The sequence below is a fragment of the Aldersonia sp. NBC_00410 genome (genome assembly GCF_026342035.1).
Taxonomy (GTDB): Bacteria; Actinomycetota; Actinomycetes; order Mycobacteriales; family Mycobacteriaceae; genus Aldersonia.
This window is the reverse complement of the sequence record NZ_JAPENM010000013.1, coordinates 1-22,220: the sequence shown is the minus strand read 5'-3', so window position 1 is coordinate 22,220 and position 22,220 is coordinate 1. Positions and strand designations below refer to the sequence as shown.

The 22,220-nt window shown below is 64.4% G+C and carries 23 protein-coding genes and 1 pseudogene; 15 read left to right on the top strand and 9 right to left on the bottom strand.

Annotated features, from left to right (window positions below; translation table 11 throughout):
* Nucleotides 1-32: 32 nt before the first annotated feature.
* Nucleotides 33-414: pseudogene (locus tag OG921_RS24045) on the bottom strand (transposase); the annotation flags it as partial.
* 10 nt (nucleotides 415-424) lie between these two features.
* Nucleotides 425-4,084, bottom strand: a complete 3,660-nt coding sequence (locus OG921_RS24040; RefSeq protein ID WP_266115096.1) for a hypothetical protein — start codon at nucleotides 4,082-4,084, stop codon at nucleotides 425-427.
* Between OG921_RS24040 and OG921_RS24035 the strand changes: the two genes are divergently transcribed.
* Nucleotides 4,004-4,822, top strand: coding sequence for a hypothetical protein (locus tag OG921_RS24035; protein ID WP_266115095.1), 819 nt, complete (start codon nucleotides 4,004-4,006; stop codon nucleotides 4,820-4,822). The genes OG921_RS24040 and OG921_RS24035 overlap by 81 nt on opposite strands.
* Here OG921_RS24035 and OG921_RS24030 read toward each other — a convergent pair.
* Entirely contained in the window at nucleotides 4,744-6,189 is a 1,446-nt protein-coding gene (locus OG921_RS24030; RefSeq protein WP_266115094.1) for a hypothetical protein, read from the bottom strand. The two genes, OG921_RS24035 and OG921_RS24030, sit on opposite strands and share 79 nt — an antisense overlap.
* A gap of 327 nt (nucleotides 6,190-6,516) precedes the next feature.
* Here OG921_RS24030 and OG921_RS24025 point away from each other — a divergent pair, with 327 nt between their 5' ends.
* The 3 genes from OG921_RS24025 to OG921_RS24015 all read left to right on the top strand — a co-directional run bounded on the left by OG921_RS24025 (nucleotide 6,517) and on the right by OG921_RS24015 (nucleotide 8,024).
* On the top strand, nucleotides 6,517-6,768 hold the full coding sequence (locus OG921_RS24025) for a hypothetical protein (RefSeq protein WP_266115093.1): 252 nt from the start codon (nucleotides 6,517-6,519) through the stop codon (nucleotides 6,766-6,768).
* Between the two features lie 189 nt (nucleotides 6,769-6,957).
* Nucleotides 6,958-7,845, top strand: a complete 888-nt coding sequence (locus tag OG921_RS24020; protein ID WP_266115092.1) for a hypothetical protein — start codon at nucleotides 6,958-6,960, stop codon at nucleotides 7,843-7,845.
* On the top strand, nucleotides 7,845-8,024 hold the full coding sequence (locus tag OG921_RS24015; protein ID WP_266115091.1) for a hypothetical protein: 180 nt from the start codon (nucleotides 7,845-7,847) through the stop codon (nucleotides 8,022-8,024). Before OG921_RS24020 ends, OG921_RS24015 begins: the two co-directional genes overlap by 1 nt.
* A gap of 334 nt (nucleotides 8,025-8,358) precedes the next feature.
* On the opposite strand, the gene OG921_RS24010 is transcribed toward OG921_RS24015, so the two are convergent.
* A complete protein-coding gene (locus OG921_RS24010) occupies nucleotides 8,359-9,099 on the bottom strand; it encodes an adenylate/guanylate cyclase domain-containing protein (RefSeq protein WP_266115090.1) in 741 nt (246 codons plus the stop codon).
* Between the two features lie 28 nt (nucleotides 9,100-9,127).
* Entirely contained in the window at nucleotides 9,128-9,781 is a 654-nt protein-coding gene (locus OG921_RS24005; RefSeq protein ID WP_266115089.1) for a Pycsar system effector family protein, read from the bottom strand.
* A gap of 256 nt (nucleotides 9,782-10,037) precedes the next feature.
* On the opposite strand from OG921_RS24005, the gene OG921_RS24000 reads away from it, so the two are divergent.
* A complete protein-coding gene (locus OG921_RS24000; protein ID WP_266115088.1) occupies nucleotides 10,038-10,379 on the top strand; it encodes a helix-turn-helix domain-containing protein in 342 nt (113 codons plus the stop codon).
* A gap of 240 nt (nucleotides 10,380-10,619) precedes the next feature.
* Here OG921_RS24000 and OG921_RS23995 read toward each other — a convergent pair whose 3' ends face one another.
* The gene (locus tag OG921_RS23995; RefSeq protein ID WP_266115087.1) at nucleotides 10,620-10,835 is read right to left on the bottom strand and encodes a hypothetical protein; all 216 of its coding nucleotides are present in this window, start codon (nucleotides 10,833-10,835) and stop codon (nucleotides 10,620-10,622) included.
* A 344-nt stretch (nucleotides 10,836-11,179) separates the two neighbouring features.
* Between OG921_RS23995 and OG921_RS23990 the strand changes: the two genes are divergently transcribed.
* Nucleotides 11,180-11,767, top strand: coding sequence for a hypothetical protein (locus tag OG921_RS23990; RefSeq protein WP_266115086.1), 588 nt, complete (start codon nucleotides 11,180-11,182; stop codon nucleotides 11,765-11,767).
* 121 nt (nucleotides 11,768-11,888) lie between these two features.
* Here OG921_RS23990 and OG921_RS23985 read toward each other — a convergent pair whose 3' ends face one another.
* A complete protein-coding gene (locus OG921_RS23985; protein WP_266115085.1) occupies nucleotides 11,889-12,683 on the bottom strand; it encodes a phosphoadenosine phosphosulfate reductase family protein in 795 nt (264 codons plus the stop codon).
* A 785-nt stretch (nucleotides 12,684-13,468) separates the two neighbouring features.
* Nucleotides 13,469-13,990: a hypothetical protein gene (locus OG921_RS23980; protein ID WP_266115084.1), complete on the bottom strand. Its 522-nt coding sequence runs from the start codon at nucleotides 13,988-13,990 to the stop codon at nucleotides 13,469-13,471.
* Nucleotides 13,991-14,069: 79 nt separating this feature from the next.
* Here OG921_RS23980 and OG921_RS23975 point away from each other — a divergent pair, with 79 nt between their 5' ends.
* The 5 genes from OG921_RS23975 to OG921_RS23955 all read left to right on the top strand — a co-directional run bounded on the left by OG921_RS23975 (nucleotide 14,070) and on the right by OG921_RS23955 (nucleotide 18,971).
* Entirely contained in the window at nucleotides 14,070-14,333 is a 264-nt protein-coding gene (locus OG921_RS23975) for a hypothetical protein (protein ID WP_266115083.1), read from the top strand.
* 105 nt (nucleotides 14,334-14,438) lie between these two features.
* Nucleotides 14,439-16,724, top strand: coding sequence for a pentapeptide repeat-containing protein (locus OG921_RS23970; RefSeq protein WP_266115082.1), 2,286 nt, complete (start codon nucleotides 14,439-14,441; stop codon nucleotides 16,722-16,724).
* Nucleotides 16,725-16,843: 119 nt separating this feature from the next.
* Nucleotides 16,844-17,410: a hypothetical protein gene (locus OG921_RS23965; RefSeq protein ID WP_266115081.1), complete on the top strand. Its 567-nt coding sequence runs from the start codon at nucleotides 16,844-16,846 to the stop codon at nucleotides 17,408-17,410.
* On the top strand, nucleotides 17,407-18,249 hold the full coding sequence (locus OG921_RS23960; protein ID WP_266115080.1) for an RAMP superfamily CRISPR-associated protein: 843 nt from the start codon (nucleotides 17,407-17,409) through the stop codon (nucleotides 18,247-18,249). The genes OG921_RS23965 and OG921_RS23960 overlap by 4 nt, the downstream gene beginning before the upstream one ends.
* The gene (locus OG921_RS23955; protein WP_266115079.1) at nucleotides 18,246-18,971 is read left to right on the top strand and encodes a hypothetical protein; all 726 of its coding nucleotides are present in this window, start codon (nucleotides 18,246-18,248) and stop codon (nucleotides 18,969-18,971) included. The genes OG921_RS23960 and OG921_RS23955 overlap by 4 nt, the downstream gene beginning before the upstream one ends.
* A 44-nt stretch (nucleotides 18,972-19,015) precedes the next feature.
* Here the strand turns inward: OG921_RS23955 and OG921_RS23950 are convergent, their stop codons facing one another.
* Nucleotides 19,016-19,507, bottom strand: coding sequence for a hypothetical protein (locus OG921_RS23950; protein WP_266115078.1), 492 nt, complete (start codon nucleotides 19,505-19,507; stop codon nucleotides 19,016-19,018).
* Between the two features lie 778 nt (nucleotides 19,508-20,285).
* On the opposite strand from OG921_RS23950, the gene OG921_RS23945 reads away from it, so the two are divergent.
* From OG921_RS23945 to OG921_RS23930, 4 genes are all read left to right on the top strand, one after another.
* Nucleotides 20,286-20,981 carry a hypothetical protein gene (locus OG921_RS23945; RefSeq protein WP_266115077.1) on the top strand — a complete coding sequence of 232 codons (696 nt, stop codon included), beginning with the start codon at nucleotides 20,286-20,288 and terminating at the stop codon, nucleotides 20,979-20,981.
* Nucleotides 20,978-21,406, top strand: a complete 429-nt coding sequence (locus tag OG921_RS23940; RefSeq protein WP_266115076.1) for a DUF3846 domain-containing protein — start codon at nucleotides 20,978-20,980, stop codon at nucleotides 21,404-21,406. The genes OG921_RS23945 and OG921_RS23940 overlap by 4 nt, the downstream gene beginning before the upstream one ends.
* Nucleotides 21,403-21,723, top strand: a complete 321-nt coding sequence (locus OG921_RS23935) for a hypothetical protein (protein WP_266115075.1) — start codon at nucleotides 21,403-21,405, stop codon at nucleotides 21,721-21,723. Before OG921_RS23940 ends, OG921_RS23935 begins: the two co-directional genes overlap by 4 nt.
* 251 nt (nucleotides 21,724-21,974) lie before the next feature.
* On the top strand, nucleotides 21,975-22,220 hold a 246-nt coding region (locus OG921_RS23930), incomplete at its 3' end, for a hypothetical protein (protein WP_266115074.1).

Genomic DNA, 22,220 nt, shown 5'->3' with positions numbered 1-22,220 from the left:
GATTTGTTACCTATGTCCTGAGCCCACACACATCAGTTCTGGTTGGTGTCGTCGTTGTTGGTGACGACGGCGCGAGCGCCGGTGAGGACGTCGAACTCGAGGTAGCGGCGGCTCCTCGATCCATTCGTTGTGTCGTTCGGCGAGCACGGCGCCGACGAGGCCGATGATGACGGCGCGGTCGGGTGGCGACGGATTTCTTTTTGAACCGTTCCCGGGTCATTGGACCAGATCTGGCGCCAGGTCTGGTCCGGAAGATCGTAAAAGCGAGTAGGTCGGTGCGGACTTGCTCGGCCCGGCAATAGTCTCTCTCAGCGCATCGAGCACCCGATCATATTGCGCGTGAACCGCTTCCGGCGTCGTCTGGTCGTGGATCGACTGCAGGAGGGTGCGCACCCATGGCCGGGACGACTTCGGGTGATCGACATCATGTCGACCGTGCCTCTGCAGGAGGAGGTGGGAGACCGCATCGGACGGTTGGATTGAAGCGCATCACGACTATTCCGTCGGCTAACCCGACTGCGAGCAATCCGTCATCGAGCGCGGACATGCAGCGGATAGTCGATCTGGTCGGAATAGCTGCCACGACCGTTCCCTGTCCGTTCGCAGGATCTGGGTTCCACAGCCGGACAGTTCCTTCTTGGTCGCCGCTGGCGAGCAGTACGCCCCCGTCACGAAAGTGCACCGCCGCCAACGCCCGCACGTGGCTGGTGTGGCGTAGCGGATCGCCGTGTGGCGCACCGGTCAGCGGATCCCACAACTGGACCATTGGGCCGTCACCGCTGGCGAGCAGTACGCCCCCGTCGCGCAACGGCAACGCCGCCAACTCCCGTACGTAGGTGGTGTGGCGTAGCGGATCGCCGTGTGGCGCACCGGTCAGTGGATTCCACAACTGGACCATTTTTTCGACGCCGATGGCGAGCAGTACGCCCCCGTCCCTCAACTGCAGGGCCGTCAACTCCCGCGTCCGACCGGTGACCTTGAGCGGTTTTCCGTGTGGCGCACCGGTCAGCGGATCCCACAGCTGGACCATTCGACCGTCGCCGCTGGCGAGCAGCACGCCACCGTCCGGTAGCTGCACCGTCTCCAACGCCATCACGCTCTTGATTCCGCGGTAGTCGTGGCCACGTCGACGGAACCAGTTCCGTACGCGCCCGCCGCACACACGCAGGGGTTGACCGGTGGACGGATCCCACAGCTGGACCATTCGACTGTCGCCGCTGGCGAGCAGCGTATCCCCGTTCAGTAGTTGCATCGCCGCCAACGCCCACACCGTTTCGGTGTGCTTCAGCGTCTTTCGGTACGACGCACCGGTCAGCGAATCCCACAACCGGATCGTCCCGTCGCCTGCGCCGGCGGCGACGGCGAGAAGCGCACCCCCGTCTGCACGCTGTACGGCCGCCAACGCCACCACACTTCCGGTGTGCGTTTGCGACTTGCCGTACGGCGCGTTGCTCAGCGGATCCCACAATCGGACCGTCCCATCCCAGCCGCCGCTGGCAAGGAGCACACCCCCGTCACGAAACTGCACCGCGGCCAACGCGCTCATCGGACCGGTGGGTCCGGCCAAATCTCCGTGTGGCGCATTGGTCAGCGGGTCCCACAATCGGATTGACCCGGTGTGATCGCCGGCGCTGGCGAGCAGCACGCCCTCGTCCCGCAGGTGCACCGCCCCCAACGCATTCACGGGATGTATTAGTTGCAGCGGGTCCCCGTGCGGTGCACCGGTCAGTGGATCCCACAATCGGATCGTCCCGCCGAATCCGTAGCCACCGGCGCTGGCAAGGAGAACACCCCCGCCCGGCAACTGTATCGCCGCCAACGTCACCACCCGACCGGTGCTGCCGGGCAGCGGGTCCCCGTGTGGCAGACCGGTCAGTGGATCCCATAACCGGATCGTCCCGTAGTGGTCGCCTGCGGCGAGTAACACGCGCCCGTCCGGTAATTGCATCGCCGCCAACGTCACCACCCGACCGGTGCTGCCTGGCAGCGGGTCCCCGTGTGGCAGACCGGTCAGCGGATCCCACAACCGGATCGCCCGGTCGTAACCGCCTGCGCAGGCGAGCAGCGAATTCCCGTTCGGTAGCGGCACAGCCGCCAGCGCCGAAACACGCCCGGTGTGCAGAGGGTCCCCATGCGCTGCGCCGGTCACCGGGTCCCAGAACCGGATCGTTCCGTGATAGTCACCGCTGCTACTGGCGAGCAGTGTGCCCCCGTCGCGCAACGGCATTGCCGCCAATCCCCGTACCGGGCCATTGTGTCCGGGCATCGGGTCACCGTGCGGTGTCCCGCTGAGCGGATTCCACAACCGGATCGTCCCGTAGTAGTCGCCGCTGGCGAGCAGCACTCCTCCGTCGCGCAACGGTACCGTCGCCAACGCCTGCACTGTTCCGGTGTGCCCGGTCAGAATCCGGTGCGCGGGCTGCGGCTTTAGATCGGCGAACTGGAGGGTCAGGCGTGCGTTGGGATCGGGGCTCGCACGGTCGTTGGGGGGTGTGTACGTGCCTGCTTGTCGGGCAGTGGCGAGCGTGATAACGAAACTGCGACCGGGGATGTCGAGGCCAATCAACCCGTCGAGTGAAGTGATCAGACCTCCGACTGCGGGCGGTAGTGGATAGCGCCCGAACGCGGTACGCAGGGCGTCGGCTGCGACTGATTCTGGGTCGAGCAGCGCGAGAAGGCGCTGGTCGTCCCCGATGAGGCGCCAGCCTATTTCGCCGGCGCTCGCGGCATGCGCAGACACGCAATGGGTGAGGTAGGGGTTGAGCGGACGCGCGACCGGGTCGGTGTGGTCCCACCCGGCCGTGGTCGCGGCGAGGGCTTGGGTGATGGCCAGATGCGTGTCGCGGTCGGCTTGCGTAGGTTCGGTTTCGTTGGTGAAGTGTTCGGCGAAGGTACGGTGCGCGAGGCGGTATACGGTTTGGTCGTACTCCCGGTCGGCGAGCACATAGGGGGCGGCCGCGGCGGCGAGTTGATCGATGTCGGTGCGGGTGATGTGGCCGGTCGGCGAAATGGCACGGGCGGTTGTCGCCCAGATGTCATCGGCGACGGGCACGCCGCGGCCTCGGGCAAACGCGAGCGCGGCCAGCAGCATCGGATAACTTGCTCGGGCCGCAGCGAGTCGGGCAACGGCGAGCCCGAACAGGTGCTGATGGTTGCCTTTGAGCAGGTCTGCCCACGACACGGGTGCGTGCCAGGCTGGGTTTGCGATCACCTCGTGGACGGCAAGCCGGGCGAAGAGGAACTGCGGATCGCGTGCCTGCACAGCCTTGGCGAAGGCGTCGACCTGCATCGACGCTGGTATTTCCCCGTTACTGGCCGCGGTGCGCAGACGGTCGCGCACGTAGTCGTAGATCGCGTCGGGGTCGCGGTCGACCCGGACCAGGTTGTCGTCACCTGCGCCCAGCGCGTCGAGAAGATCTGTGTCGGGTGCGGGCCGATCGGGTTGTTCGCGTGTGCTCGCGCGGGTACCGACGAGCAGTCGCACGGTCGGGACGGCGGCGAGCTCGCGCAGCACCGTGCGGGCCACAGAAAGCGGGTCGACCGCTTCGTCGAGAGCGTCGACGAGAATCGTGACCGGGGCATGGGAAGCGAACTGTTTGGCGAGCCAGTGTGCGGCCGGCCCGACCTCCCGTGACGGGGGACTGTCGGCGCCGATGCCGTGGGCGAGGCGACCGATCACCTCCTGAGTCGACGCGCCGGTCAGATGCAGGATCAGATCGAATGCGTTGTCGGGTAGCTTTTGATCGCTGGGCAGAAGTTGGAGGACACCGGCAGCGTGCAGCGCGGTGCGCAGGGTCGGGTTGGCGTGTACGACGAGGTGTCCGAGCAATGCCGATTTTCCCGATCCTGCCGGTCCGGTGATCACCCGCATCCCGCGTTCTCGACGAGCTAGCCAACCCGCAACACTCCTGGTTTCGGCGCCCCGGCCCTGGAAGTACCACGACTGCTCGCCGAGCATGGCTTCGGTGAACGGCATCTCCCCGCCGTGTGCCTTGGGCAGGAAGTGCCGCAACTCGTCGACGCTGAGGTCGGCGAGGGCGGCATCGAGTTCGTTGCCGACATCGAGTGGGACGTTGAACAACACGGCGTGGCGCCGCCGCAGCCGAACCTGGACAAGTCGCTTCTGTTCGACCTCGGCGCCGGCATCCTCAAGGCATTCGGCCAGTTTCCGCAGCGGGATCTCATAGTCGGCGCGGCAAGTCACATTGAGGATGGACCGCAAGGTGTCGCTGCAACTACCCAGGGTGGTGGCACCCTCGCCGGACAGACCACCGACAAGCAGATATCGGATGTCGCGGCTCCCCCCGATATGGGCCTTCAAACGCTGGACGAAAGTCGCCGACCTGCAGGCGTCCACGACGACCATGGCCCACGACCCCGGGACAACGACAAGACGTTTTATCAGGGCGTCGCCGAGACGCTCCGGGGTGATTCCCGCCGTCTTTACGTTTTTCGGGCTTCGTGCGTGGGCAAGTGCGGCCCGATCGCCGTCGGACCAGCCGTGACCTACCCAGTACAGGACCGTGTGTGGGTTCGTCGATGCGACCCATTCAGTCAGACGGTCGTCGACGGCATCGCTGCCGCGATCGACCATCTCGGTGGGCCACTCCACGACTTGGCAGTCGAAATCGGCCAAGATTTCGGCGACAGCAGTGACCTCCTTCTCGACGTCGAGCGGCTGATGCCCCTTATCGACATACTGACCGATTGCGATCGGAAACAGTTCGGGACCCTCGTGAACACTCAACGGTGGTTCCCTGGGTCGGCCAAGACCAGTTGGGTGACCGCAGAGACGGCGCTGCCGTCAATCCTGATCCGGTGAAGGCCCGGCGTATAGATTGTCGCGGGCACAACTAGTTCGCCGTCGCGGCGCTGCGCGTGCGGTCGATCGATCTGCTCGCCGGTGGCAACGTCCTCGATCGTGGCCCGGATGTCGTCGGGGTTATCGGCACCGTTGACGGCGATATTGAACTCGGCGCCGACACCCACGATGTCGGGCAAGTATATTCCGAGGTCACCTGCACCGAGCCGTGGGCCGGTGTCGAGATTGAGAAGTCGATCCCGGACGAAGGCGATGGCTTCGTCGGTGCGGGCGATCGGGCCATGTTGCTGCGGCAGTGGTGTCGTGCATCGTTGGTGTAGCGGCACGGCGGAGTTCCTGGGGACAGTGCCGTCCCCCAGGCCGGGGAACCGCTTCAGAATACCGTTGACATGACGAACCGGCTCACCTGCCTGGTCGACCTCGAACGTGTGAAACAGTGTTTCGATTCGACCGGCATCCAGGGCAAGGCTGCACATCGTCGGTTGATCGATCCCGATCAGCGCCCGATGTTGCGGGATCGGAACATCCGCGAGCTCGGCTCGATGGGCCAACGCCGCGTCCGCGAGGTCGCGGTCTGCACCAGCCGCGGCGACGTCGGTAGCGGTCAAAGCTCGGATCGTGTCGCCCTCGTCGATGCACCGATACGTTGGGAGCAGGTCGTAGATCCCCGGCATCGTCACAGCGATCGCCTGCAGTTGTCCGGATCGCAGCGGTGTGCCCTCACCGGAATTGAGCATCACCATCGCCTTCGCCGCGCCCTCGAACGGGGTACCCAGTGTGATCGTTGAGGCGACCTTGTCGGTGGCACCGGGGATTGCCGCCAGCGAGTGACAAAGCAAGCCGCCCATCGAATGTGCGACCAGGTGCACCTTGGCGTCCCGACGATCGGACCGGACCCGCCAGGCGTCCACGTGGCGGTCGATCGCCTCGGCCAGCAGGCCAGCGTTGTGGCGCACTGACAACCGCCAGTCGTAGCCAAACTCGAGGATCGCGGATTCATGGCGCACGATGTTCCGCAACTCCGCCACCAGATTCGTGTACGGCTCGATCCCGGCTAGCACCGGCGCGAACGCAGGAACTCGCAGCAGCCGACCCGGTTGAACTGCATGGTCTCGAGTGACCGCCAATCGCGTCAGACTCGTTCGCGAGATCCACATTTGAGCGAGCAGTCTCGGCTTCAACCCCCACAACAGCTTGCCGGTCGAGGTGTCGATCAGTTCGGTGCCCATGATCCCGGGAATCACTACTACCGCGTCCTCGATCAGCCTGGTGGACATGTGCAGGGATTGCGGGAATGTCAGCCGCTCTATGGGGACATCGTCGCGTGGCATCGGGTCCGCATCTGGAAACTCCCACTCATCCGACATGCTCCGTATCATTGCCGAATCGACGTTCGGACCACGAAGAATGTCGCGTTTAGCGAACCTTCCGGGCACGAAGATCTGATTACCGACGTCCCCCCAGGTCGGCGCAACTCAAAATTGGGGATCCCGAGCACCGTGAGATGGCGGCTCAGCAGCTCGGCTTACTGATGTTTCAGCTCGGAAGTCGGGCATCGGCACCCGTTTCCACGGTGGACGCTGAAGCCGGCCGCGTGCGGCTCCGGCTCGGAACTGCGGGGACGTGTCATATACGCGGGTCGGCGGTGGTATGGCGCGATGTCAGTGTTCCGCCCGGTAGCTAACATGACTGCTATGAATGAAGCAAGGATGCTGGACATCGCGCGCCTTGCCGAATACATGGGCTGGACGGTCAAGTCGACTCGCACCGCACACGCGCGTGCGGTGAAGCGAAGGCGAGAAGGACAACCGCGGCCGGGAGACCTTCCGGAACACGACGAGCGGATCGGCGGCAGCCCTGTCTGGTACCTCGCGACGATTCGTACATGGGAGCCCACCCGTCCGGGCCAGGGCGCAGGTGGTGGCCGCCCACCCGCATCGAAGTGAGCACCCCTGCCGGAGTCCGCTGTTTCGATATGCTCGAAATCGTCGGGACGGTGCGCAGGTTTGGTCACCAGCGCAACAGCCGCGCCGGCCAGGCGTGGCAGGCACCAACCAGGAACGATGTTTCCGCCTGCCACGCCACCCACCGTCCGCGTTAGCTGCTCGAATCGAGTGGAAGGCGCCCCATAACCCGTGGCCTACAGTTCGAGCCCGGACGCACCGGCGCAATGGCGGCTGGATCCCGAAGCCGGTGACGGCGCCGGGTTGGTGTCCAAGGAAGCGGGATACCGCCTGCGCGACGAGTACGAGGATCGCGCGCAAAGCCGTCTCAGTGCGCGCGAGCTGGACCGGATGGTCGAGGACAGCGAATTCAACCGCGCCCGCAAGGATCTCGAACGGGCGTACCCACGGCCCTCTGTCAGCGAAGAGATGTCCGCACGCAAACGGCGGCCGCTGCCGATCCCGGATTCGGTCCGGATACCGCTGAGCTCGCGGCAACGCAAAGCGCGGTCGAAAGCCAAACATCGTGCGCAATCGGACCTTCCGGCCAGCGGATACCGCGAAGTCGCCGGGCTCATCGGCAATCCCGATCGCTGGCGTGACCTCGGGGGCGTTCTGTCCGACGTCAGCGGTGATGCGCAGATGCTCGACGAGAAGACACGCGTGCGAGTCCAGCGGGTCGATCGCGCGATCCAGACAGCCGAGCGGGTCAACGACCGCGGCCACGTCGTCTACTGCTCGGTCACCCTGCCCGATAAGTTGCCCGAACGCCCGCAGGATCTGCCCTCGACGTTGCAACCCGGATCCAAGATCGAGTTCGATCGATTCACGATGGCCACCCATGCCGTGCACCAACTCGAACCCGCGCTGGGTGAGCGGGAAATCGTGTTCGAGATCCAGACAGACCGCGGGATGTATCTGGGTCGATCCGACCGCGTCGATGACACGGCCCATCTTCTGCCGCGCGGAATGCGGTTCGAAGTCGTCTCGTCGCACCTTGGGAGGTACCGTCGCCCGGACGGAACGATCGCGCGCCGCATGATGGTGCAGCTGCGCGACACCAACGGAAGCGGGAGCTGATGGGCCTGTTCACCGACGACAAGGGCCGACCCGAACTCGTGGTGCACCCCGACATCATTCTCGGTGGGACACATTTCCGTCCGGTCGAGGATCCCTTGGTGTCCGACGACGACGTCGACGAAAATGGATCGAGCGCAGTGAAAAAGAAAGCCGGAGGGCCAGCCGCCCGTAAGCGGTGACACCTCCGACTCATCCTGTGCTTCTGCAGTGCCCAAATCGTACGTGACCGCTGCGCCAGCTGCTGCTGTTGTGGGGTTCTCACGTTCGGCTGCATCTCAGGGCGCGCGGATCTGCTGTTACCTGGCTGGTCTCACGGCGTGCACCGCAGCCCTGCGTTCGAGGGTGTCAGCCTGGTGGTGGGAGCTGTGGCCGTGTTCGCCGCCGGCGGGCCACGAAGGTTGTAGAGCCCGCGGCGGCCGCGCGGATCCGCGAGGATCGTCTCGCGCCCGCGCCTCCGGCTTCGCGGTGGAGTTCTGTTCAGCGTGGTCCACCGGCCGGGCGATGGTTTCGCGTCTACCCGTTTTCCTCGACCCATGCATCCATCTGCGTGTTGACGATGTTGCCGGTGTAGACCTCGCCTAGCTCGTTGTCGTATTTGCGTGTGAGGAGTCCTTTGTTGTGCTCGTTCATGTTGCTCCAGGCTGCATCTCCGACCCAGATAGCGTCGGAGGAGTAGCCCCACTGGTCGCGGCCTGCTTGGTGTGCGAGGTGGGCAGCGCGGTTGACGACGTCGCCCATGTAGATGACGTCGTTGATGCCGCTCCCGTTGTAGCCGGCCTTGATCATCAGTGCGCGCCCCCAGTCGATGCCGATCCCAATCTTCAAGGGGTCGATGCCGCGCTTCTGGTAGCGGGCGTTTAGCAGCTTGAGCAGGGTGTTCGCGGTGGCAGCCGTGCTGAAGACCTCGTCGATGTCAGATCGAAACGGTGTGTTGTAGACGGCCCAGACGCAGTCGCCGACGATGTTGACTTCGCGAATCTTCGGGTGACTGTTGAGGGCTGCGACCATTTCGGAGATGAAGGCGCGGTAGATCTTGGCGAGGGTGGGCCGTTTGTGTTTGGTCGGCAGCTTGGACGAGCTGCGGATGTCGATGAATAGCGCTGTGCAGCGGCCGTAGAAGCCGTTGGTGTAGGTGAGCTTGTCGCGGCTCGGGAGGTCGTCTGTTTCCTCAAATTGCCCGGCGGGCTGATCGAGGATCTCGGTGATGCGCTTCGCGCTGGATGTCCAGCTGTAGGACTTGTAGTTGCCGTCCACGGAGTGGTGCTCGCCTTTCGGGTCGAGGTCAGCGTGCGATGAGTATGGCGACGATGGCGAGGCAGACGCCGGCGGCTAGGAGGGCGCGGATGGCCCACTTGGCGGAGGTGTTCTTCTTGGTGGCAATCTGCGCGTTGGCGTGAATCTGGTCGGCAAGGTCCCGGATCAGTTCGTGCGCGTCTTCGGTGAGGGTGCGGAGCACGGCGCGGTAGTCGAGTCGCGGTTGCTGGGCGATGCTTGCGAAAAAGACCCGGTTTATGTCTTCGGGAATGGCGTCTTTGTCTCGGATTCGGGGGGCGAGGGTCAGGCCGCACAGGAGGATCGTGGCTCCGAGAAAAAGACACGCAGCGACCACGACTGCGTCGAGGACTGTTGCGGTGTTGGTCTGGTTCTTCACGAGGTTGTAGAGCAATGCGCCCAGCGCGCCGGCGAAGGCCAATGTCGCTGTGGCCTTGGCGTCCGCATGGCGAATCCACTCATTGACCAGGGAAAGAAGCTTCCAGGCGTGATCGATGTTCACCTCCGGTGGAGTGGTGCTTGCCGAACTGTCATCGGCGGCCGTGGAATCTGAAGCGGCGTCGTCCTGCTGCGTCATGCCAAGAAGTATCGGTGCATGCCGACCTTCGACGAGACGAAAGAGTTCGACGGGATCCAGTACTGAGCGCTGCACGATCTGGCTCACGTCGACGCCTGCCTCGCATTGTTCGGGCCCGGCGGGGACCGGACCAGGACAATCGTGGAGCGCAGAGACTTCGTGGTGCTCGGTACCGATGGGCTCGCGAACCGCCCAGTCCTGGGATGAGCTGCGAGCCGTAGCGGGGATCGATGTCCTCGACATCCCCGGCAGCATCTGGCAAGCCGTGCGGTGAGGCAGGTGGACGTGTCGGTGGAGTTCTGTACGGTGCGACGGCATGGGGATTCTGATGAGGATTTTCGGAATGGCCGCGAATACTGGGGGCGGTGGGGATGTCCTCGCTGAGCTTCAGCAGTGCCGATACCCACAAAGCCTGCCGGATCTGGCGAAGAAGACCGGGCACAGTCGCTCCGCGCTCTCGGGGGAGTTGGACAATGCGGTCGAGTCGGGCCTGGTAGAGCGGGGGAACGCATACGGCTACACGCAGTTCCAGATCAACCGGAGCCATCCGCTTTATCCAAATTTCGAGCGGATCTTGTTCATCGTTCATGGTGTCGCTGCGCCGCCAAAGTTCCCCGGCTTGCACCGTCTGCCTGCCGATGGCGACCCGTACGCCGTTCCGGACGATGAGTTCCTGCACCGCTAACGGCCCCATCTCGTGCACCCGACGGCGATCGAGCTAGCCGGTGAAACATACTCCGGCCCAGTGGTTGTGGAGACACGGGCGTTCCTCGAGCCGCTCGCGACTGTTCACCACACGGCTGGGGGAATTACACACCGACCTTCAATGCGCATACAGGGAATTCCGCCAGGAACGTGACCGCGACCTGATTCACTTCACGCTCGGGTTGCTGGGTGAAGCTCCGATCCCATCGACGTCATTGATCTACGCTGCCAAGTTCGCGCAGGCCCGGGCCAGGACTGCATCGGCCGGCTCGCATTCGACCGCGCGCGAGCTGATCTGCTGCTGACCGTCGAGGTCCTCACGATTGCCCAGGACCGATATATGCGCACGTATTGGATGCTGCGTGGCGAATTCCAGACCACCAAAAGGGAATTCGATACCGAATCCGATCTCCTTGCCCGAGCAGACCTCAGCCATGACTCGTACGTTGAGTACAGGCAGGAGCGGGTAGCTGCTGCCGAAGCCCGCTATACCGCTGCGCGGTCCGCCTTGGGCGAGGTTCCCCGTTGGGGAGGGCTCAATAATGACGACGTCGGACTCGCGGGGAACGAATCTACTGGGCCCTACTGGATAGGGCGGTCGAGAGCCTGCGGACTATCTCGTTGGAATGGGAAGCCCTTGCCGGCGTTACGCCGCTCGAACTCGTTGACCCCCGGTAGGTGCGGGTACGGGGCAGCCCATACTTTGCAATCAGCGTGCGACATAAATAGCGTGTACGTCGGATCATCGACGGTGCTGTCCATGACGGGCAAACTCAGCGTATGAACGGATTCGAGTTCGCGTCAGAGTTGGTGGGTGTCCTGATCTGGCCGCTGGTGGTGATAGGCCTTGCAGTCTGCTGGCGCAAACCCATTGCCACTCTGTTGAATCGCATCGCGAGGGGAGCAAAGAGCGTCTCTGGTCCGGGGTTCTCGGTGGAACTCGAAACACGGATCGAACAGCTTGTCGAGTCAGCTGGTCTGGCCTTGGCGCCGGGTGGCTCGGTCGACGCGGAACACTCTGCGAATGTGCGCCATCCTGTCCCGCTCACACCGGACCCGGTCGCCGCCATCCACGACTCCTACCAGCGTGTGCGCTACGCGGCGGTCAACAAGCTCGCCGAACTCGACCGAACGCAAGAGACATTCGAGATTCAGACGATCACGCACGCAATGGAATGGTACCTACGAGTTCGGGGACCCGTGGATGAGGCCCTTCGCCTGGTCACAGCAGAGATTGAGGATATCTACGCAGCTGTCATGTCGATCGAGCAGCCACTCGGTGCCTTCTCGCCGAAGGAACGTGCCTACGCCACGCACTACCAAGCCGTCGCCCAACGCGTCATCGAACACTTCGACTTCCTCAAATAGGCTCGCGTCCGAGCGTCCGAGCGCACACGGTTGGGCTGCGGTGCCCAGCGCATCCCTTGCCATGTGCCGTGAGACTCTGCCACGGTTCGTGAGACCCTACAGTGCTGGCGCTTCGCTTCGCTCAGGTCATTTGTCGGATGCGGGGTAGCGCGTCGGCGAGTTGCTCGAAAAGCGTTGGCCACCCGCGTTGGAGCCAAGTCAAGCGTCCGCGTTCGAGATGGTTTCCGTCGATGAGGTGAGAGAGCCGGCTGTGCTCCTCGCGGACACCGAGGGCGGCGAGTTTGGCGTATACGGGGTTCACCGAGAGATGGTGGTACGCCGCATATCCCCAGACCTCGCTGGTCGACCAGTTCCAGATCGGGCCGTAAGCGATGGTCCCGTCCAGGCGGGCGATGACGCCGTCGCAGCGGCCGTGGCGGGTGTAGAGAGCGCGGCGTGCGGCCGATTCGTCGGCGCGCACACCCCATAGCTCTCCAGGGCCGAGCTGCTCGTGTGCCCGCTTGGCGGGATCGGTGATCAGTACGCGTTGCAAGTCCGGGACCGGCCGCCCGGTCCGGGTGTGATCCCAGAGGCCGGAGTCGACGAGAACCTGCAGCAGCGTCGGCACCGACGGTATGACGTGCAGATCCAGGTGCCAGTTCGTCGCCAGTTCGCGGATGTAGTCGTAGGTTTCGGGATATTCGAGACCGCTGTCGAAAAACGCGACCGGCACATCGGGTTCGACACTGCGCGCGAGATGGAGCACGACGAGCGAATCCTTGCCGCCGGAGAACGCGACGTAGCCATCGTGCCTGTCCAGGTGGTCCGCGATCCGGTCGCGCATCCGGCCGAGTTCGCGCGGACCTGTGCGGTTGGCACCGCTGCGTACGCGCCGGAGGACGGTGAGATCCAGGCCGGGATCTGGGAGCCGTTGCACAAACGAAGGTTACGGTGCAGCAGTGGCCGGCGGTGTCGATGACGTGGTGTGGAGTGCGTATCGCGCGATGTTCGGGGATCCGCCGCGGCGCGAGCCGGCCCATACTGGATCGTGCGTGCGTTGCGGTGAAAGGACGGCGGAAATGGTGCCTGCCGGGCGGGTTCTCTCGCGACGTTTCACCGGGTATGAGTCGTGGACGAATCTCGGCGGCCGGGATTTGTGTCAGGTGTGCGTCTGGGGATATCGGTACACACCTCTGCGGGCGGAGGCTCACGTGGTTACTCGCGAGCCCGACTCGATCCGACGAGCGCCGCCGGCAGTGTTGCGTGAAGTTCTGTCAGGGCCGGTCGGTGCACGCTGCGCGGTGGTCATTCCTCTGCGGCCGGGTCGCAAACATGTGCTGCCGGAGGCGCATTGGGGTGTCGTTACGGTCGATGACGTTCACCTGTCGTGGTCGCGCGCGGACTCGGAACGGCTTGCCGCGATGGTGCGGTTGCGGGCTGACGGCTTCACTGAGGCCATGCTTGCTGCCGCTGCTCCGGAGTATCGGATCATGAACCGGTGTGGCGGCGATCGCTGGGCGACACTGTTGACGGATTGGCGCGCGCTGGAAACGTGGCGGCAGGCGGATCCGTGGTTCCATGTCGGTCTCCGCACATCACGCGGAGACCGTGAGGGCGGTTCCTGATGCCGGACGGCGCCCCACGCCGCGGCACCGTCGGATGTGGACCGATCAGCGGGTCGCGGTTGCGTAGGAATCCCGGCCGTTCGCGGCCGGGAGGCAGTCAATGCTCTTTGCCGATGGCCCGGCCGATCGTCGATTCCGCGACGCTGAGCTCCTTGGCGATCCGGTAAGGGGTCACGCCGTGTGCCTTCGTGCGCCGGACCTTCGCATCGCGATCTGCCAGCTGTTCCTTCGCTTTGGCATTCGCCCGGTTGAGTCGTGTCTGCGCAGCGACAGCGTCGGCGAGCAGTTCGTCGCGGTCGTTGGTCCAGGCCTCTCGTCGCATCTGAACGCGGGCCCACAACTCATCCCAAGACGCGGGAGCGGTCTCCCACAGCACGTCGCTGGAGCCGTCGGGGGTGGAAATGGTGACCGTGGCCAGCGGCTGCGGCCATTGCGGACTTCTCTGCGATGCATCGGTCACTTCGACAGTGACGACGTCATCCGTCCACACCGCCGGCGTCCCGGCCGGCGCGGCTGCTATCGCCGCCGAGAGTTCACGTCTGAAATCCGCACTCGGACTGTCGGGCCCCTGCTCGACCTGATCGGTGAGGTCACTGGAAGAGATCGGATCGCTTGGCACTTCGCTCCTCTTCGGCCGTCCGTCCGGTACTAGCGGCGCGCAGGTACTAGCGTAACGCGCGTACTAGCGTGGGGCTAGTATGCGCGCCGGGCAGAAGGGGGAGCAGTCGACCTCGGCGGCCGGCCCCGACGAGTCGCTGCGCATCACGATCCACGAGATGTCACACCGGATGGAAACGATCAACCCGCGAATCGGCCCGGCTTGCATCAGCTTCCGCGACCGTCGAACCAGTAACCCCGACGGCACCCTGCATCCCCCAAAGCAGTACGCGAAGGACCAGTTCGTCCGGCCCGACGACTTCGTCGACGTGTACGTCGGCAAGGACTACGACGCGCCCACGTGACAAGGCTCCCGTTTCGACGGATTCGACGCCACCCGGTCGGTATCTTCAAGCCGCCACCACACCACCGGGACCGGCGCCGCGTCCACCACGTAAAGGGGCCCGACCATGGCCACCACCGACCTGGCAGAACTTCTCCCCGCCGAGCAACGCCTCCTCGACGCGGCGCTTGCCGGTGAACGCTGCGACCTCATCGACCCAGAAGCTGAACCCACACCTGCCGAAATCGCGGAATGGAATGACCCCGACCGCGAGATCCGTGCAGCGTTTCTCGCCGAACTGATCACCGGCGGACAGCGATACGCGGGACCGCTCATCGAGAGAGTCGCCGTGCGAGGCGCGATCATCACCGGACAACTCAATGTCAGCGGTCCGGCCGACATCGTCGAGATCGATTTAGCCTATTGCAAATTCGGCGCAGTGAAGGTCCAGAAGGGGGTGAAGTTCGGCGGGGACGCCTCGTTCGTGGGGTCGGCGTTCACCGAGGGCGTTAGGTTCTGGGGGGCGACGTTCGCCGGGGTCACCCAGTTCGCGTACGCGACGTTCGACGAGGACGTCCAGTTCATCAAGGCGACGTTCGCCGGGTACGCCGGATTCGGGCTGGCGACGTTCAGTGGGGTCGCCGGGTTCAGCGGGGCGAAGTTCGCCGGGGACGTTCAGTTCCAGGCGACGACGTTCAACGGGGTCGCAGAGTTCATGGGGGCGAAGTTCGCCGGGGACGTTCAGTTCCAGGCGACGTTCAACGGGGTCGCAGAGTTCGGCGGGGCGACGTTCAACGGGTTCGCCCAGTTCATGGTGGCGACGTTCGCCGGGAACGCCGAGTTCGGCTGGGCGACGTTCAACGGGTTCGCCGGGTTCGGCATGGCGACGTTCGCCGGGAACGCCGGGTTCGGTGACGCGACGTTCAACGGGGTCGCCGGGTTCGGCGGGGCGACGTTCAACGGGTACGCCGGGTTCGGAGGGGCGACGTTCAACGGGGACGCCGGGTTCAACAAGGCGACGTTCAACGGGGTCGCCGGGTTCGGCGGGGCGACGTTCAACGGGAGGGCCGAGTTCGATCGCGCGACGTTCAAGAGGAAGGCCGAGTTCGATGACACGATATTCACAGAGGGGTCCTCGCTGCGCCTCGGCAAGGCTCTCGGAGCGGTGATGTCGTTTCGGCGGGCGCGGTTCAAAGGTCCGATCGATGGTGTCTGGGCAGCATGGACAGTCATATTCGATGAGGCGCGATTCTTTGAGCCGGTCACCATTCGATTGCTATGCCCGGATCTGAGTCTGCTCAATGTCGACCTGCGCTTGGGAGGCGCTCTGCTGGTACGCGGTCAAGTCGATGCCACCGCCACTACATTCGGCGCCCGAACTACGATCTCCGACCCCGGACCTGAGGATTGGAGCGACTGGCTTCCCGAACCACATCAGCGGGAGGTCGGCGACGAGCAAGGTCGCCATGATCGCGCCACTCTCGCTGATCACCTTCTACCGACCCTCAGAAGGCCGACCTCGATGCGGTCACTCCGGCGGGCGACCGTCGCCGACCTCGAATTGTCCGCGATCGACCTCACCGTTTGCCATTTCGCCGGAGCGCACGGTCTCGACAGGACGCGCATCGACAGCGCCTGCACACTGCCCACCACCCCTACCGGCACGAGGTTCCGTCGACCCCTGCGGTTCACACGCCGGGACGCGATCGCTGAGGAACGAATCTGGAGGGAGCAGCACGCGACTTGGGACAAGGCGCCAGCGTCCGCGCCGAATGATCCGGTTGTTGTGACCGCCGAGCCCGCCGGCCCGATCGAGGCGACCGCTCCGGTCGCGCCCGACCGGAGCGCTGACGCCGCTCCGCCGGACGCGAAGTTGATCGCAGGGGTTTACCGTGCGCTCCGTAAGGGCCTGGAGGACAGCAGTAATGAGCCGGGTGCTGCGGATTTCTACTACGGCGAGATGGAGATGCGTCGTCTGGCGCGTCGAGCATCGAGCGCGACTGGGGGTAGGCCGTCGCTCGCTGAGCATTGGTTGTTGACCGCGTACTGGATGGTGTCCGGCTACGGGCTGCGCGCTTGGCGGGCGTTCACTGCGATCGCTGTCTTGATTCTGGCTGGTTCGGTGGTGTTCGCGACAGTGGGGGTGAAGGACCCTCCCGGGTCGACTCGCGAGGTGTCTCTGGTGGATCGGCCAACCGGCGCGGTCTTCTACGTCGACGTCGATAAGCCGTTGTTCGACTGGGGGGATGCGTTCGAGTTGGCCGGCCGCAACACTGTGGCGTTGCTACGGAACCCGAGCAACACACCGGAGCTCACGCCGATTGGAATTGCAACCGACATCGCCCTGAGGTTGCTGGTTCCGGTACTGCTCGCGCTCGCACTACTGGCGGTTCGAGGCCGAACGAAACGCTGAACCCGGGTTGCACCTTCAATCCGCCCGCTCCGCCGGAACGACCGCCCGAACCCCAAGCCACAACGGCGCAGGGCGGAAAACGGACTGACCGCCTGGGCGTTTAGCTCGACTATCCGTCAATGGCCAATTTGTCTCAACATCTCAACATGTCCGATTTTTTTCTCAAGATTCAGTGTCCGCGGCAATATCAATCGCGGCGTCCGCGTATCGGTTGGCCGGTGCGCCCCGCCGTTAGGTACGGTTGTCTGATGGTCGGAGGGCGCGGCTCCCCGCCGGTTACGGCTCGATGGATCGCGGCTGCGCCCGCGCTTCCGCTGCTTACCGACTCGGCGGCGCAAGTCGCGGAACGCCTGGTCCTTCTGCTGCACTTCGGTGTCGATTGGTCGGATAAGAATTGGGTCGGTGCTCGGCGCGGTGAGTACTGGGACAGCCTTCTGCCTTCGCGGGTGCGGCTGGCCACCTATTCCAGCGCCAGCCTGCATCAGTGGTGGTCAGCGGCCTCGGCGCGGCTTGGGTCTACTCCACGTACCAATGAGCAGAGAGACGAGCTCGCTGTGTTGTTGACGAGTGAACCGCGGCCGGTGTTGCGAGTCATGCGGGACCAGACAACAGCTTTGACGCTGCGCACTCGGATAGTCGCCGATGCGGTTCGAGCTTCCCGGGTGGCCGATGGTGGCGGCCAGTGAGTATCACTCGGCGTTGGGATATCGAGATGCGGGCGTGCTCGCCGATATCGCACAGCGGCGAGGTTCTCGGCACGACATCGATGCTGCGGCGTATGAAGGTGATTCAGTCCGATGGGTCGATCGAGTTGGTGCCGGTGATCTCTGGGAATTCGTTTCGCGGCGTGCTGCGCCGCATCGGTGAGCAGATGCTGCGTGACGTGCTTGGCTACGAGGGGTTGCTTCCGCTCGGGGTCGCTCACGCGCTGCGCAATGGTGGCGCGATTGTGAAGACCAGTGCCGAGCCGATTACGGGACGTCGATTGCATCGATTGCGGGACCTCGTGCCGCAGCTGAGCGTGTTCGGTGGAGCTGTCGGCGCGGCGCCGATTGGTGGATGCCTGCAGGTGGGGCATGTGGTGCCGATCGTGGACGAGGCGCGGCCGATGCTGCGTGGGAAGTACCCGGATCCGTTGCCGAGCAGGTTCGACGTCGAAGCGCTCGAGACCTACAGCCACCTCGATGATGTCGGCCCGGCCGGCGGGGATGACGCATCCGGTGACGGTAAGGGTGTCAAGTCTCCATTGATGCGCTACGAACTCGAAACGCTCACCCCGGGAACGCGATTCGAGTCGTGGGTGCAGATCGTGCGGGGCAGTGCGCTCGATCATGCTTTCCTGGGTGATGTTCTTGCCGAGTTTGTTCGTACGGGTTGGCTCGGGGGCCGGTCCGGTGTAGGTCATGGTCGCGTCGCGACCGCTCTGGTGCCGGAGGTTTACGCGGGGCCCGATCTGGACTGGCGCGCTGTTGTCGGGGCGCGGCGCGAAGAAGCGCTCGAAGCGCTCACGTCGCTGCCGGCATGATCGGGCATGGCACGCCGGTAATCGTGCGGGCGCGTCTTGCCGGTGGGGTTGGGCACGGAGTGCCATGGGGGATCAGCCTCGATGGTTTGCTGGCATCCGAGATCCGCGCAGAAGCGAAAGCCGCCGCGCGCACGGCCGACGTCGACTACCCGGTCTTCGACCGCTCGGTCGTGCCGGATGAGCTCGAGCTTCCGCTCGCGAGATGTTCGGGTGCAGGGGGTGAATTCTGGCACTGGGCGGCCACATTCGCGTGGCCCGAGGGTGAGGTCGCGGGCCCGCACGTGCAGTACTGGTCCGGGCGACCAGATCAACTCGCGCTGGCGCAGACAGCTGCTGCATTGCTGGCGTTGGTGTCCGAACGGCAGGGCCGGTATCGGGCTCGGGTGATGCCGCTGCCGCTGACCATGTGCAAGTCGCTGGTGTGGCGTGCGGTGGGGGACCCGGACGCGATCGCGGGCTTGCTCGAGCACATCACCGCGATCGGGAAGAAACGCGGCGCTGGGCACGGGCACATCCTCGAATGGAGTGTCACTCCGCAGGCCGGCGGCGACCCGTTCGATTACGCGCATCTACACCCGGACCGAAGCCTCGGGCGCACCGTTCCTCGCAAATGCATCGAAGGACGCTGCAGTATCCGAACCGGGGGGCAGGGGCGCATGGGCCTGCGACCGCCCTACATGCATCCGGCTCGCAGGGCGTTCGTCGAACTCCCGTTCCGGTGACAGCAAGTCACAAACCATAGCCACGCGGGTATAAGGCGGGCGTTCTATCGGATCGGGTCGGCTGACTGTATTGGCGGGTTTGCGAGCTTAGGTTTGCGACGCTTGTGCAGAGTCTTGGAGAGAGTTTCAATTTCGTTATAGGCAGTTGGTAAAAGTCGCTTCTGTTCGATAGCGATCCACGATGAAAAATCTTCCAAACCGCGCGTGATCCGGGACCCAATCGTGCGTTCTACGACTCGGATATCCATAATCTCCATATTTACCGCTGCAGCGAGGTACTCCAAATAACCGAGATAAGAGGTCAGCTGATGAAATTCCGGGCTATTAATCTCCTTCGCTCTAGTGACAAAGCTTGAATCGCGATAAACGTTCGCGTAGAGAGTGTGCTGCCGCTCAATCGTCGATGCAATGAAGTCGATCGTAGCTTGTTGCCGCTTGCGCGAATTTTCCGCTCGAGTATCGCCAACTAGTTTGACGAGTCCCACGACTGCAACAACAAGTGCCAGAACCTGAACCAACGCAAGCATGATCGCCACGACCGACATTTGACCATATATCAGGCGTGCCGGTGCAGAAGATCGCCGGCGAAGACGCCTTCGGGTACGCACGGGCATCGAACTCCGCCAACCACGAAGTGACGAAAGCGTGCCGCGCTCACCTCGTCGCCTCCATCATCAGGACCACGGAGCGCTTGAGCACATCACGCTCCATTCGCAAACTCGGCAGGCACGGCGCTTCATCTCGGCCATATCGTGTGTCGAAAGATCTTGTGTGCCGTCGCGTTTATCGCGGTCTTTGGCAACCCCAGGTGGCCAGGGCTCCACTGCACCCGCGAACAGCGGGCCGCAACCCAGACCTCATGCTGACCTGTCCGCTCAAAGTCGAAGAGCTCCCGTACCGACGGTAAAACCAGAGCTCAGGTGGTCCCAGGAAAGCGTTCTCGTGTCCACACCTGGTGTGTGCGGCGTAAACCGAGAGCGGCGGGCCGCTCAGAAGCGATCGGAGATCGCGGTGTCCTCGCCGGGAGCCTGGGTCGCCTGGGACCAAAGCTTAGAGCAGTTCTCTTCCGGTCTTTGTTCCCACCCAACCGGTGCCCCGGCACTGGTTGGGTGGGCGGTGTAAAGGGGTTGTTTTCTGCGGCGATCTGTGAGTGGGAGTATCCCGTATTTGATTGTGCGCGTGTGTGTTTGCTGTGTTGTTTGTGTCGGTGGGGTGGGTTAGTTTGGGGGTGTCCTGGTTGGTTGCGTAGTGGGCGGGTTGACCGTCTGCCGACTGCGTTTGTTCCGGTCTTTGGCCGGGTTCGGAGTGTGCGTGATGACTGGTTTCGTGGTGGAGCAGGGTGTTGTGGATTCGCCGTCGTCGTCCTCGCCGGGTGGGGTGTTTCCGGTGGATGGTTCGGTGGTGATGGTTTCCGGTGTCGATGATCCGGGCGGTTCGGCAGTGGGTTGGTTGGTGGTCGATTTTGCTGCTCGCGGGGCGGTGTCGTCGGGTTCGGCATCGGCGGCGCTGGCGGCTGTGGTGAAGCTGACCGGTGGCGTGTTCGTGGGCGAGATTGAGCCGGGTCAGGTTTCGGCGGTGGTGGACGGCCCGGAGCTGCCGGAGGGTGTAGCTGCTCATCTGGAGTGGGTGTTGGGCGCGGTGTTTTCGGAGCGTCGGGCACGCGAGGCGGAGGCAGCGGAGCGGGAACAGTGGTTGGCGGGGGTGGTGTCGGACGCAATGGCGTGGGCTGACGACCACGATATGTGCGAGCGGTTCGACCAGTTCATGACCGAGCACGGGTTGGCATCGCGTCGGCGTCAGTTCATGGCGACGGTGGATGCGCGGTTGTCGGTGCGGGTGGAGGTTCCGGTACCGGGGCCGTGGCCCTCGGCTGCGGCGGCGGAGGCTGCTGCGACGGCTGCGGTAACGCCGGAAATGGTGGCGCGGACGTTGGGCCGTCGGGTCGGCGGTTTCCGTCGGTTCGGGCTGGCGGTTCAGGGCTTCGAGGTAGCTGGGGTGGAGGCGCAGTGAGCGCGCTGGGAGCCTCGCAGGAGACCGCGCCCGCGACCACGGCCCTCGTGTCGGGTGTGGTGGTCGGCGTGAATGGGGACGCGCGGGTGGTGGAGCTGGCGCGTGTGGACGGGCAGGGCTGTGCTGCTGCTATCCGCGCTGAGTTGGGATGCCGCTGGTTCGATGTGGTAGCGCTGACGCCGGTGCTGGACATGTGGCTGGACGACGAGGGGCTGTGTGTGTCCGAGCCGGTGGTGAACGAGGTTGCGACGCGCATTGCACATGCCTACGGGCGTCGCTCGCAGCCGTACTTCGGGCCGGTGCTGTTCGTATCCCATGACGGTGAGGGGGAGACGGTGAGCTTGACGAGCCAGCAGCGGGACGCCCTGCTGGCGACGGCCGTTTGCCGCGCTGCGGTCGTGTTCGATGCGGGGATGGCCCGGTGAGTACTCCGGTCCCGTATGTGAGTGCGTCCGATCGGGCATGCGAGCGGGGAACGCACTACATCGAGGAAGCCGTACGGGTGTATCTGATGCGTGACCTCGACGGCACCGATAGGTGGGTGATCGACCCGACAACGTTCGGAGACCCGCTGTTCTCTGACTATGCCGACCACGGCCCGGTGCGCGATGAGTGCCAGTGTGGGCGGCCGGACGAGTGCGCGGCCGTGGTTGCGCGGATGCTCAAGGTCACCATGCCTGACGGTGAGGAGCTGCTGCACATGCTCGCAGCGGCATTGGGCTGGACGGTGACGAAGGACTGAGTATCGGGGTGAGTGGAAGCGAAGGAGCGGCCGGGGTTAGTCCGGGCCGCTCCTTCGTGTGTGGTGCGAGAGGTGGCGCGGGTGTGAGTGCCGGCGCCTGGTGGGCCGGGTTGGTGCCGGCCTAGCCGGGGGTGTGGTGAGTTACGGTTGGGGAACGGTGGGGGGTGGAGGTAATGCGTTGTGGGACAATGAGTGTGTTGGTGGGCGTGTCGGCGTTGACCGTTGAAACGGGTTGCCGTACTGTGGATTACATGGAAACCGGACCCCGTACCCGCCGCCCGCGTAGCGGGTGTGTGTTGGGTGGGGGAGTGAACCCGCAGGTGGTGCCGTTGAGTTCCGGCGGAGCCGGAACGGTCCGATTCGGAAAGCGCTGCGCGAGCAGCGATTTCGCTTCGCTCATTCGCCCGCGTAGCGGGCACCGGAAGATGGCGCAGGGCAATGCGTTTCGCGGCGGGCTTGCCCGCCGTGTCGGTTGGCGGTGGGGGCTCGCCCCCACC

Bases quoted from the DNA above. Each gene is read 5' to 3' on its own strand.
- OG921_RS23965 (WP_266115081.1), top strand. From the start codon at position 16,844: ATGGCCAATTTGTCTCAACATCTCAACATGTCCGATTTTTTTCTCAAG.
- OG921_RS23990 (WP_266115086.1), top strand. From the start codon at position 11,180: ATGAACGGATTCGAGTTCGCGTCAGAGTTGGTGGGTGTCCTGATCTGG.
- OG921_RS23970 (WP_266115082.1), top strand. From the start codon at position 14,439: ATGGCCACCACCGACCTGGCAGAACTTCTCCCCGCCGAGCAACGCCTC.
- OG921_RS24015 (WP_266115091.1), top strand. From the start codon at position 7,845: ATGGGCCTGTTCACCGACGACAAGGGCCGACCCGAACTCGTGGTGCAC.
- OG921_RS24025 (WP_266115093.1), top strand. From the start codon at position 6,517: ATGAATGAAGCAAGGATGCTGGACATCGCGCGCCTTGCCGAATACATG.
- OG921_RS24000 (WP_266115088.1), top strand. From the start codon at position 10,038: ATGGCCGCGAATACTGGGGGCGGTGGGGATGTCCTCGCTGAGCTTCAG.
- OG921_RS23945 (WP_266115077.1), top strand. From the start codon at position 20,286: ATGACTGGTTTCGTGGTGGAGCAGGGTGTTGTGGATTCGCCGTCGTCG.
- OG921_RS23975 (WP_266115083.1), top strand. From the start codon at position 14,070: ATGCGCGCCGGGCAGAAGGGGGAGCAGTCGACCTCGGCGGCCGGCCCC.
- OG921_RS24030 (WP_266115094.1), bottom strand. From the start codon at position 6,189: ATGTCGGATGAGTGGGAGTTTCCAGATGCGGACCCGATGCCACGCGAC.
- OG921_RS23995 (WP_266115087.1), bottom strand. From the start codon at position 10,835: ATGGCTGAGGTCTGCTCGGGCAAGGAGATCGGATTCGGTATCGAATTC.
- OG921_RS23955 (WP_266115079.1), top strand. From the start codon at position 18,246: ATGATCGGGCATGGCACGCCGGTAATCGTGCGGGCGCGTCTTGCCGGT.